The sequence below is a fragment of the Micromonospora sp. HK10 genome, assembly GCF_000982955.1.
Lineage (GTDB): Bacteria > Actinomycetota > Actinomycetes > Mycobacteriales > Micromonosporaceae > Micromonospora.
In genome coordinates this window covers 19,639-30,733 of record NZ_KQ058668.1, presented here as the reverse complement: position 1 = coordinate 30,733, position 11,095 = coordinate 19,639, and the positions used below count along the sequence as shown (strand labels likewise).

Genomic DNA, 11,095 nt, shown 5'->3' with positions numbered 1-11,095 from the left:
GGACATCGGGGCCTCCTTCGTGGGGGACGGACGGTGCCGGTGGCGGGCCGCGGCGCCGGGCCGGGCGGCTTCCGGCCCGGCTTCCGGCCCGGCGCCGCAGCCGGCCGGGCGGACGCCGCCGCGCGTGGCCCGATCGAGCGGGCCCGCCACCGGAGCCGGATCAGCAGGGTCCGTTGCAGGCCAGCACCCGGAGCCGGTCCAGGCTGCCGTTCCACACGTTCTGGTCGCCGGGGAAGACGCCGGAGGACGACCACTGCCAGAAGGAGTACGTGCCCCAGCCGGCCGGCAGGGTGCCGACGCTGCTGGAGTAGCGCGCGATCCACAGCGGGTTGTTCGCGGCGAACTGCGAGGTGTTGCCGGTGCAGGTGCTCCACCAGTCGGTGGTGGTGTAGATGGTGGCCCACCGGCCGGTCCGCGCGTAGTACTGGTTGACGAACGAGGCGATCCAGCTGCGCATCGAGGCCTGGCTCAGCCCGTAGCAGGTCGAGCCGTACGGGTTGTACTCGATGTCCAGCGCGCCGGGCAGGGTCTTGCCGTCCTTGGACCAGCCGCCGCCGTGGTCGACGAAGTAGTTCGCCTGGGTGGCGCCGCTCGTGGTGTCCGGCCGGGCGAAGTGGTACGACCCGCGGATCATGCCGACGTTGTACGAGCCGACGTACTGCTGGGCGAAGTACGGGTTGGTGTAGTAGGTGCCCTCGGTCGCCTTCACGTACGCGAACCGGGCGCCGTTGTTCCAGGCGGCCGACCAGTTCACGTTGCCCTGGTAGCTGGAGACGTCCATGCCGGGCAGGCCGGCCGGCGCGGCGCTGGCGGGAGTCGCGCCGACGAGCGCCGAGGCGGCGAGGGTGGCGGTGGCGAGCAGGGCCGTGGCGGCCGTACGCAGCGCCGTTCGCAGGGGACGGTGCATCTTTCCTCCCTGGGGGTGTGGGGAGTGCTACGAAAGGAACTGTCAGTATTAGGGCACAGACTGGAGAAACTTTTCAATAGAGGTATGGAAGTTTTTCTCTGTCTGGGAGGTCGCCCGGGTCGGTGGCGGAATCCGCTCCGGCCGGCGTGTCGAAACCGGGCCGCGCCGTTCGTATGGAGGGTGGAGGGGCGGCCGGGCCGGCCCTGGCCACGAGGAGGAGCGGATGAAGCAGTACCTGATCAGCATGTACCAGCCGGCCGGCGCGGCGACGCCGGATCCGGAGTTCCTGGCCGGGGTGATGCGCGACGTGGCGGCCATCGGCCGGGAGCTGCGGGAGGCCGGCTGCTGGGTGTTCGGCAACGGCCTGCACGCCCCGGAGACCGCCACGGTGCTGCGGGCGGAGGGCGACGACGTGCTGGTCACCGACGGCCCCTTCGCCGAGGGCAAGGAGTACCTGGGCGGCGTCACCATCATCACCGCCCCCGACCTGGACGCCGCGCTCGACTGGGGCCGCCGGTACGCGCTGGCCACCACGCTGCCGATCGAGGTGCGCCCGTTCCAGGGCGGGGCATGACCGGCCCGGCCGACGTCGAGCGGGTCTTCCGCGCGGAGTACGGGCGGGCGGTGGCCGTCCTGGTCCGCCTCCTCGGCGACATCGACCTCGCCGAGGAAGCGGTCCAGGACGCGTTCGCCACCGCGGTCGACCGCTGGGCCGCCGACGGCCCGCCACCCAGCCCGGCCGGCTGGATCATCACCACCGCCCGGAACCGGGCGATCGACCGGTTGCGCCGGGAGGCGTCCCGCGCGGACCGGCACGCCCAGGCCGCCCGGCTGTACGCCCTCGATCCGCCCACCGAGGAGGGACCCGTGCGCGACGACCGGCTCCGGCTGATCTTCACCTGCTGCCATCCGGCGCTGGGTCCGGCCGCCCGGGTCGCGCTGACCCTGCGCCTGCTCGGCGGGCTGAGCACCGCCGAGATCGCCCGGGCCTTCCTGGTGCCCGAGCCGACCATGGCGCAGCGCCTGGTCCGGGCCAAGGCCAAGATCCGCGACGCGGGCATCCCGTACCGGGTGCCCCGCGAAGCCGACCTGCCCGACCGGCTGCGCGCCGTGCTGGCCGTGCTCTACCTGATCTTCAACGAGGGGCACACCGCCAGCGCGGGTCAGCGGCTGACCCGGGCCGACCTGTGCGCCGAGGCGATCCGGTTGGGCCGGCTGGTCGTGGACGAGTGCTCCGGGTCGTGGCGCGGCGCCGGCCCCGCCGGGCCGGAGCGGTCGCCGTTGCTGCCGGACGAGCCGGAGGCGGTCGGGTTGCTCGCGCTGATGTTGCTGACCGAGGCGCGGCGGGACGCGCGGACCGGGCCGGACGGCGCGCTGGTGCTGCTGGGCGCGCAGGACCGCCGCCGGTGGGACCGCGGGCTGATCGCCGAGGGGCAGGCGCTGGTGCGGCGCTGCCTACGCTGGGACCGGCCCGGCCCGTACCAGATCCAGGCCGCGATCAACGCGGTGCACGCCGACGCGGCGAGTGTGGCGGAGACCGACTGGGGCCAGATCCTCGCCCTCTACGACCAGTTGATGGTGCACGCCCCCGGGCCGGTGGTGGCGCTGAACCGGGCTGTCGCGCTGGCCGAGGTGGCCGGTCCGGCCGCCGCGCTCGCCGAGGTCGACCGGCTCGACCTGGCGGGGTACCACGTCCGGCACGCGGTCCGCGCGGACCTGCTGCGCCGCCTCGACCGGCGTGCCGAGGCGGTGGCCGCGTACGACGCGGCGATCGCGCGCACCGCCAACGCCGCCGAGCGGGCGTTCCTGCGCCGATCCCGGGACCTGCTGGCGTGTCCCGGGTCCTAACCTGTGATCCGGATGCCCGGTACCGGGGCGTCCGGATCACCCGGGGAGGACCGATGGAACACCGCACCGCCGAGGCGACCGTGACCGTGACCCGCGACGGGCGACCGCTGGCCGGCCAGGAGGTGACCGTCGCGCAGCGCGAGCACCGCTTCCGGTTCGGTTGCACCGGCTTCGAGTTCGTCGACCTCGCCAACGGCGCCGGCACCGGGCGGGACGAGGCGCTCGCGGGGGAGTGGCTCGAGCTGTTCAACATGGCCACGCTGCCGTTCTACTGGGGGCGCTTCGAGCCCGAGCGGGGCCGGCCGGACACCCGCCGCCTGCTGGCCACGGCCCGCTGGCTCGTCGACCGCGGCTGCACGGTGAAGGGCCACCCGCTGGCCTGGCACACGGTGACCGCCGACTGGCTGCGCGAGCTGCCGACCGAGGAGATCGCCCGGGTCCAGCGGGACCGGATCACCCGCGAGGTCGCCGACTTCGCCGGGGTGATCGACACGTGGGACGTGATCAACGAGGTCGTCATCATGCCGATCTTCGATCGGGACGACAACGGGATCACCCGCCTCTGCCGCGACGTCGGCCGCATCCCGCTGGTCCGGATGGTGTTCGACGCCGCCCGGGCCGCGAACCCGCACGCCACGCTGCTGCTCAACGACTTCGACATGTCGGCCGCGTACGAGTGCCTGATCGAGGGGGTGCTGGCGGCCGGCGTGCGGATCGACGCGCTGGGCCTGCAGAGCCACATGCACCAGGGTTACTGGGGCGAGGAGAAGACGCTGGGCATCCTGGACCGGTTCGCCCGCTACGGGCTGCCGATCCACTTCACCGAGACCACCATCGTCTCCGGGCACCTGATGCCGCCGGAGATCGTCGACCTGAACGACTACCAGATCCCGGACTGGCCGACGACGCCCGAGGGTGAGCAGCGCCAGGCCGACGAGATCGTCCGGCACTACCGGACGCTGCTGTCGCACCCGTCCGTGCAGGCCGTCACCTACTGGGGGATCAGCGACGGGGGCTGGTTGGGCGCGCCGGGCGGCTTCCTGCGCGCCGACGGCAGCCGCAAACCCTCGTACGAGGCGCTGCACGGGCTGATCAAGGGCGAGTGGTGGCTGCCACCCACCACCCTGGTCGCCGACGAGCAGGGCCGCGTCCGGTTCCGCGGGTTCCTCGGCTCGTACGAGCTGAGCGCCGCCGGCGGCACGACCACGCTGCGCCTCGACGCTCCCGGCGAGGTGGCGCTCGACGCGGCCCTCTGACGGCAGGTCCCACCGAACCTGCCGCGCCGGCCCCGGTCATCGCGGCGAGCAGTTGCCGGGCCTTGCCGGTGAACTGCCCGATCAGGAAGCCGTCGTCACTGGTGAAGCTGGTGGCCTGGGGGATTGAGCCGGGCGCCCGGCCGGTCTGTCGACGGCGGACACGAGGAGCACGGCGACGCCCCAGGCCACGGCCAGCGCCGCGGTCGAGGTGGACAGGGCCGCGGCTGATTCGGGGAAACGCAACGAGCAGATTCCGAAGTACGCGGCGCAGACCCCGACCCGCACGGCATTGAACCGGCGCAGTGACGGGCGCAGGGCAGCCAGTGCGGCGAACCCGACCAGCGTCATGGCGAAGGCACCCTGGACGGCCCAGTGGTTGACGTCATTGGTGATCTCGTTTGGCGGAAGCTGGTCGCGGTTGGCCCGGTACATGTCGAGGGCGTAGCCCGTCCAGGGCGCCGCGCCGACTACGGCGAGTCCCGCGTACGCCCACCGCACCGATGGCCTGACCGGTGCGGCGCGCTCACCCCCGACCGGCGCCCCACGCCGTCGGTCGAGCGCGGCGAGTCCCGCGAATGCGCCCGCCGGTAGCAGGAGTGCGAGCAGCATCCACCACACGGTGTATTCGCGGGCGAGGCCCGCCGACACCGCGAGCAGCGCGGCGATGCCGGTGAGCTGCCCGGCGATCTCGGTCGCCCAGCTTGGTCGGATCATGACGAGTACGAGACCCGCCACGATGTACGCGGTGACGAACAGGCCCCATCCGCCGTCGAGGATGGCCACCGGCCGCCACACCTCGTCCGGCGCGACGGTCACCTCGAGGTCGATCAGCCCGAAGCCGGGCACGGCCCAGAGCAGCGCGAGAAGCCCGGCCACCAGCCGTTGCGCGGTTCGCATACCGGCATGATCACACGCGGCCCGGCCCGACGATCTCGCCCGGACGGGCAAGGCGGGCAGCGGATCGACCGGCCTCGGCCGGCGATTGCGGCTGCCGAGGTGACCTGACGGCCCGGCAGAGGATCGGTCGTCCACCGTCGCCCGGCTGGTCCGGCATGATCGACGGGACCGTGCGCCGCCGCGTGCTGCGGCGACAATCGTCCGGTGCGGTGCGGAGAGTCAGTCGCGCAGCGTACGCAGGATGCGGGCCAGCTCGGCGCGGTCCTGGTCGCTGAGGCCGCCGAAGAGGCGTTCCGCCTCGGCGGCCCGGGCGGCCCGGATGGCCCGGCCCACCCGGCCGCCCTCGGCGGTAGGCCCGACCAGGGTGGCCCGCCGGTCGGCGGGGTCGGGGCGGCGCGCCACGAGCCCGCGTTCCTCGAGGCCGTCGACCACCTCGGTGGCGGAGCGGGGCGCGATGCCCAGGTGTTCGGCGAGGACGTTGAGCCGCACCGGGCCGTGCCGGAGCAGCACGCCGAGCGCCCGGGCCTGCCCGGGGTTGATCTCCCAGGGCTCGAGGGTGCGCTTGGCCTGGTGGCGCAGCCGCCGGGCCACCGCCCAGAACGTCTCGGCCAGGCTCTCCTCGTCACCGCCGCGTACGGGACTGCTGCCGCTCACGGGAATACGGTAGCAGCACGTACTGTTGTTCCCTCATGATGAGGTAGCCTCAGCATTATCCCCCGACGAGAGTGAGCATCCCTTGGACGGATTCCGGGACGGCCGCGGCGGCGGCCGGAGCACCGTGACCCCCGCCGAGAAGGCGCAGGCCCGCGAGGTCTCGCTGCGCCGCATCGGTGGCCTCTTCACCGCCCACCGCGGCCCGCTCGCCGCCGTGGTGGCGATCATCGTGGCGTCGTCGATCCTCGCCATGGCGACGCCCTTCCTGCTCCGTACCGTGATCGACCGGGCCCTGCCGGAGCGTGACCTGACCCTGCTGGCCTGGCTGGTCGCGGGGATGGTCGGGGTGGCCGCGGTCACCGCGGTGCTCGGCGTCGCGCAGACCTGGATCTCCACCCGGGTGGGCCAGGAGGTGATGCACCGGCTGCGCACCGACGTCTTCGCCCACCTCCAGCGCCAGTCGATCGGCTTCTTCGTGCGCACCCGCACCGGCGAGGTGCAGTCGCGGATCACCAACGACATCGGCGGCATGCAGGCGGTGGTCACCTCCACCGCCACCTCGATCGCCGCCAACCTCACCACCGTGGTCGCCACCGTCATCGCCATGGTGGCGCTGAGCTGGCGGCTCACCCTGGTCTCGGTGCTCGTGCTGCCGCCGGCCATCTGGCTGACCCGCCGGGTCGCCCGGCTGCGCCGGGAGATCACCGCCCACCGGCAGCGCGAGCTGGCCGACCTCAACGTCACCATCGAGGAGGGCCTGTCGATCAGCGGCGTGCAGCTGGCCAAGACCCTCGGCACCGGCGCGGCCCTGGTCGACCGGTTCACCGCCTCCTCGGCCCGCCTGGTCGACCTGGAGCTCCGCTCGGAGCTGGCCGGCCGGTGGCGGATGGCCTCGATGACGGTGATCTTCGCAGCCATCCCCGCCGTCATCTACCTGGGCGCGGGCCTGCCCGGCACCGCCGGCACCCTCACCATCGGCACCCTGGTCGCCTTCACCGCCCTGCAGGGCAACCTGTTCCGCCCGCTGATGGGTCTGCTCAACGTGGGCGTGACGCTGACCGCCTCGCTGGCCCTGTTCGCCCGCATCTTCGAATACCTCGACCTGCCCGTCGAGGTGGCCGACCCGGCCCGGCCGGTGGCCGTCGATCCGGCGCGGGTCCGCGGTCACCTGCGCCTGGAGAACGTCACCTTCAGCTACCCGGGCAGCGACACCGCCGCGCTGGCCGGGATCAGCCTGGACGTGCCCGCCGGCACCAGCCTGGCACTGGTGGGGGAGACCGGTTCCGGCAAGAGCACCCTGGCCGCCCTGATCAGCCGGCTGCAGGACCCCGACGCGGGCCGGATCACCGTGGACGGCGTCGACCTGCGCGACCTGCGCCTGGTCGACCTGGCCGCGATCGTCGGCGTGGTCAGCCAGGAGACCTACCTGCTGCACGCCACGGTGCGCGACAACCTGCGGTACGCCCGCCCGGACGCCACCGACGCCGAGATCGAGGCCGCCGCGCGCGCCGCCCGGATCCACGACCTGATCGCCGCGCTGCCCGACGGGTACGACACGGTGGTCGGCTCCCGCGGTCACCGCTTCTCCGGCGGCGAGAAGCAGCGCCTGGCCATCGCCCGGACCCTGCTGCGCGACCCGCGGATCCTGGTGCTCGACGAGGCGACCAGCGCGCTGGACACCGAGACCGAACGCGCCGTGCAGCGGGCCCTGGACGAGCTGGCCCGGGGCCGCACCGTGGTGACCATCGCGCACCGCCTCTCCACGGTCCGCCACGCCGACCGGATCGCCGTGCTGGACCACGGCCGGATCGTCGAGTCGGGCAGCCACGACACCCTGCTGGGCCGCAACGGCCGGTACGCGGCGCTGGCCGCCTGAGCGCCCGTCCCGCGGGCCAAAAACCTGATCCGCAAGACGTGATTTGGACGTCGGCAATGGCTACAGTGGCGCGGTGCATGACGGAGTGCGGGTCCAGGTGCCGGTGCTGTACGTGTCCGACGCGGACGCGTCCCGGCACTTCTACCAGGCCTTCGGGTACACGCAGGAGCGCGCCGGCGGCGACGGCGACGCCCGCTGGTGCTACCTGCGGTGCGGCGAGCTGACCCTGCTGCTCGCCGCGGTACGCCCGCGCCTGGTCACCGTCGAGCTGCCGCTGCTCCTCTACCTCTACGTCGACGACCTCGCCGCCACCGCGCGGTGCCTCACCGACGCCGGGTACCTGGTCGAACGGGTCGGTCACCCCGAGCACGCCCCCGGTGGTGAGTGCCGCACCATCGACCCGGACGGCAACACCGTGGTCTTCGGCCAGCGCCGGCCCGCGCCCGGGCAGTCCGGCGGGCCGGAGACCGGCGAGCAGGCCCGCTTCTCGCTGATCCGGGAGGCCGCCGCCACCCTCAGCCGGCGCGGCGGGGCGCCGGCCCGGTGCCAGATCGGCGGCCCGCGCGGCGAGGCCTGCCCGGAGCCGGCCGAGGTGAAGCTCGCCGACACCTGGGGCGACACCGTGTGGGGCTGCCTCGCGCACGCCGACGAGGCGCTGCTCAACGCCCGCGGTGCGTTCCTGGCCAGCGAGGACGCCACCGGACTGGGCGCCTTCCTGCGCGCCCGCCAGCCGCAGCCGGAGCAGGTGCCGCTGTCCTGAGCCGATCAGGCCAGGTCGAACCGGGACACCAGGTCGAGGGCGGCCCGGATCGGATCATCGGACCAGCGACTGGCGAACGCGTCGTGCAGCCGCCAGCCGGCCCGGGCCAGCGTCCGCTGCCGCTCCAGGTGCGCGGCGACGCCGTCCGGGTGCACCGCGCAGATCACCCCCACCGCGACCTCGGCCGCGCCGACGCAGAGGTCCACCCGCCACCGGCCCACCGGATAACCGGGCCGCACCGGCACCCCGAGCCGGCGCAGCTCCTGGGCCAGCGCCGCCGTCCAGCCCGTCGCCGGATCCGGGTCCGGGCCCGCCGGTGGCCGATCGGCGTACGCCAGGTAGTCGCCGACCAGCCCGGTCGGCGCGCGCAGCGAGGTGACCACGGTCAGGTGTGCGCGGGCCCGGGTGACCAGCACGTTGAACAGGTTGGGCTCGGCCACGAACCGGTGCCGCGCCGGCGGGTCGTCGTCCACCAGCCCCAGCGAGGCGATCACCACGTCCGCCTCGCTGCCCTGGAACGCGTGCACGGTGCCGGAGCGCAGGCCGAGGCGTTCGATCTCGTCGACGTCGAACGCGGCCAGCAGCGCCGCCTCCAGCGCGTCGGCCTGGGCCCGGAAGGGGCTGACCACCGCGATCCCGCCGGCCGGCGGCGCGGCGGCGAGCCGCCGCACCACGTCGAGGGCGGCGGCGACCTCGGCCTGGTTGACCCCGTCGACGACCGTGGCGTCGGCGACGGTCAGCACGTCGATGACGTCGGCGCGCTCGTTGCGCGGGTGCCGGGTCACCAGCTCCAGCCGGTCCTGGTAGAAGCGGCGGGCGGAGAACTGGATCAGGTGCGGCACGGACCGGTGGTGCTCGCCGAGCCAGCTGACCGGCGCGGCCCCGGCCGCCACGTCGAAGGCGCTCGACCGGCGCACGTCGAGCCGGTCGCCGAACCGGTCCAGGCCGTGCCGGCGCAGGGTGCTGCTGACGTCCACGTCGGCCACGAACGACACGAACCGGAGCTGGCGGGGATCGCCGGCCACCAGCGCGCGCCGCGCCCGGGCCAGCACCGGGGCGGCCCGCAGTTGGTCGATGTGCGCGGCCTCGTCCAGCACCACCAGGTCGAACATTCCGGCCACCGGAGGCAGCAGGTCCTCCACGTCGGTGACCGTGCCCACCCACAGCGGCAGCGCCCGTACCAGCGCCGCGGCGTCCAGGCCGGCGAGCAGCTCGCGGCGGCGGTTCCGGCCGGCGCGCAGCGCCGCGCCGAGGCCGCTGGTGGCCCGGCGCGCCGCGTCCGTCCACCGCCGGGCACCGGCCGAACGGTGCCGCATCACCGTGCCGACGGCCTCGGCCAGCGCGGCGTCCGCCTCGGCCAGGCTCCGCCAGGCGGCCGTCAGGTCGGTGCCGCCGGTGGCGGCCAGCCGGGCCGCCGCCCGCACCGCGGTCGCCGCCTCCAGCGCGGCCCGCACCCGGTCCACCGGTGGGTCAGCGGCTCCGGCCAGCCGGTGCAACCGCCGCCCGGCGCGCGTGCGCCGCCAGCGCCGCCACCAGCCGTCGCCGGCCCGGGTGGCGGCGGCCAGCGCGGCCCGCACCGCCGTCAGGTCGGTGCCCGGGTCGAACAGGCCCGGCGCGTCGCGGCTCAGCGCGGGCAGCAGCGGCTGCCAGCCGGGCAGCGTGGCGGCAAGGCGTTCCTCGTCGAGGGCGGCCACCAGGCCCGCCGACACGGCGGTGACCCGCTCGCGGGCGGCGGCCACGGCGGCCTCGTCGGCCCGTAGCGTGGCGTCGTCCACCCCGGCGGCCGCGCCGCCGGCCAGGTCGGCGGCGATCGCCTCCCGCCGCTCGGCGTCGCCGAAAAGCACCGGCGTCGGCCCGGGATGGCGGCGCAGCAGGTCGCCGAGCACGTCGGCGGCGTGCACCGACTGGGTGGCCACCAGCACGGAGCCGCCCCGGTCCACGGTGTCCAGCGCGGCGGCGACCAGGGCGTGGCTCTTGCCGTTGCCGGGCGCGCCCGAGACGACCACCACCGGCTGGGTCCTGGTCGACCGCACCACGTCGCGCTGAGCCGGGTTCAGCGGCAACGGCGACAGCACCTCGCCGTCGTCGGCGAGCGGCTCCGGCGGCGCGTCGTCGGAGGCCCCGCCCAGGTAGAGCCGGTGCAGCGCGGTGCCGGCCAGCCCGGGGCGGGCCGCCCAGCCGCGCAGCGTGTCGCGTAGCCGGCCACCGAGGAGGTCGCGGGTGGTGAAGAGCGCGGCGGCGGCGACCCCGGTCAGCACGCCGTCGTCGATGCTGCGGGGTGGCCCGGCCAGCACCGACACCACCTTCAGGCCGGCCGCCTCGGCGGCGGCGGTGAGCCACGCCGCGGTGCCGGGCGCGCCGAGCCAGCCCGGTCCGGCGAGGCCCGGGGCGGCCTCCAGCCGGGCGGCCAGCTCCCGGTCCTCGATCAACGAGGTCAGCTCGAGGTCCCCGGCCGGCACCACCCGGTAGCCCCGGCGGGTCCGGTCCAGGCGTACCGGCTGGGCCAGCAGCGGCACGCGGACCCGCCGGCGGCTCCCGTCGAGGTCGGCCCCGCCGACGACGAAGGCCAGGCCCCGGCGCAGGATCCGCTCGTCGCGGTGCAGCGCGTCCAGGGCCGCGAGCCGGTCCAGCCGGGCGCCACGCGGTCCCCGGTCGGGCTCCGGCAACCAGATCAACGGGCGGCCGGCGCCGGACACGTCGAAGGTCCGCTCGGCGCCGGCGGGAGCCAGGTCGGCGAGCGCGGTGAGGATCCTCGCCGCGTCCATCGCCCGCCGATTCTGCCGTACGGGGACGCGGGGGACCGCCCGGCTGCCGACCCCACGGACGACGGGATGTAGGAAACCTTTGTCCTTGCATTCACCGCCGTAGGTATTTACCCGGACGGCGGTGGACCTTAG

The 11,095-nt window shown here is 74.8% G+C and carries 9 protein-coding genes; 5 read left to right on the top strand and 4 right to left on the bottom strand.

Translation table 11 applies throughout. The annotated features are described in order from the left end of the window. Positions 1–160 precede the first annotated feature (160 nt). Positions 161–907 (bottom strand): lysozyme, encoded by a 747-nt coding sequence (locus tag LQ51_RS02505; RefSeq protein WP_046562984.1) that lies wholly within the window; start codon positions 905–907, stop codon positions 161–163. Between the two features lie 223 nt (positions 908–1,130). On the opposite strand from LQ51_RS02505, the gene LQ51_RS02500 reads away from it, so the two are divergent. Genes LQ51_RS02500 through LQ51_RS02490 form a run of 3 tightly spaced genes read left to right on the top strand, consistent with a single transcriptional unit; the run spans position 1,131 to position 4,011 of the window. After that, positions 1,131–1,481 (top strand): YciI family protein, encoded by a 351-nt coding sequence (locus LQ51_RS02500; RefSeq protein ID WP_046562983.1) that lies wholly within the window; start codon positions 1,131–1,133, stop codon positions 1,479–1,481. Continuing rightward, positions 1,478–2,755: an RNA polymerase sigma factor gene (locus tag LQ51_RS02495; protein ID WP_046562982.1), complete on the top strand. Its 1,278-nt coding sequence runs from the start codon at positions 1,478–1,480 to the stop codon at positions 2,753–2,755. The genes LQ51_RS02500 and LQ51_RS02495 overlap by 4 nt, the downstream gene beginning before the upstream one ends. A 53-nt stretch (positions 2,756–2,808) precedes the next feature. After that, positions 2,809–4,011: an endo-1,4-beta-xylanase gene (locus LQ51_RS02490; RefSeq protein WP_046562981.1), complete on the top strand. Its 1,203-nt coding sequence runs from the start codon at positions 2,809–2,811 to the stop codon at positions 4,009–4,011. An 81-nt stretch (positions 4,012–4,092) separates the two neighbouring features. On the opposite strand, the gene LQ51_RS02485 is transcribed toward LQ51_RS02490, so the two are convergent. Both LQ51_RS02485 and LQ51_RS02480 read right to left on the bottom strand, forming a co-directional pair. Next, positions 4,093–5,043 carry a hypothetical protein gene (locus LQ51_RS02485; RefSeq protein ID WP_156312954.1) on the bottom strand — a complete coding sequence of 317 codons (951 nt, stop codon included), beginning with the start codon at positions 5,041–5,043 and terminating at the stop codon, positions 4,093–4,095. 84 nt (positions 5,044–5,127) lie between these two features. Continuing rightward, positions 5,128–5,562, bottom strand: a complete 435-nt coding sequence (locus LQ51_RS02480) for a MarR family winged helix-turn-helix transcriptional regulator (RefSeq protein WP_046562979.1) — start codon at positions 5,560–5,562, stop codon at positions 5,128–5,130. Positions 5,563–5,686: 124 nt separating this feature from the next. On the opposite strand from LQ51_RS02480, the gene LQ51_RS02475 reads away from it, so the two are divergent. Beyond that, positions 5,687–7,438: an ABC transporter ATP-binding protein gene (locus tag LQ51_RS02475; RefSeq protein ID WP_231605225.1), complete on the top strand. Its 1,752-nt coding sequence runs from the start codon at positions 5,687–5,689 to the stop codon at positions 7,436–7,438. Between the two features lie 73 nt (positions 7,439–7,511). Continuing rightward, positions 7,512–8,198: a VOC family protein gene (locus LQ51_RS02470; RefSeq protein WP_046562977.1), complete on the top strand. Its 687-nt coding sequence runs from the start codon at positions 7,512–7,514 to the stop codon at positions 8,196–8,198. A gap of 5 nt (positions 8,199–8,203) precedes the next feature. On the opposite strand, the gene LQ51_RS02465 is transcribed toward LQ51_RS02470, so the two are convergent. Continuing rightward, positions 8,204–10,963, bottom strand: a complete 2,760-nt coding sequence (locus LQ51_RS02465; RefSeq protein ID WP_046562976.1) for an AAA domain-containing protein — start codon at positions 10,961–10,963, stop codon at positions 8,204–8,206. Positions 10,964–11,095 lie beyond the last annotated feature (132 nt).

What these genes read in the sequence shown, in the direction of transcription:
- LQ51_RS02490 (WP_046562981.1), top strand. Translation starts at nt 2,809, where the DNA reads ATGGAACACCGCACCGCCGAGGCGACCGTGACCGTGACCCGCGACGGG.
- LQ51_RS02505 (WP_046562984.1), bottom strand. Translation starts at nt 907, where the DNA reads ATGCACCGTCCCCTGCGAACGGCGCTGCGTACGGCCGCCACGGCCCTG.
- LQ51_RS02465 (WP_046562976.1), bottom strand. Translation starts at nt 10,963, where the DNA reads ATGGACGCGGCGAGGATCCTCACCGCGCTCGCCGACCTGGCTCCCGCC.
- LQ51_RS02500 (WP_046562983.1), top strand. Translation starts at nt 1,131, where the DNA reads ATGAAGCAGTACCTGATCAGCATGTACCAGCCGGCCGGCGCGGCGACG.
- LQ51_RS02495 (WP_046562982.1), top strand. Translation starts at nt 1,478, where the DNA reads ATGACCGGCCCGGCCGACGTCGAGCGGGTCTTCCGCGCGGAGTACGGG.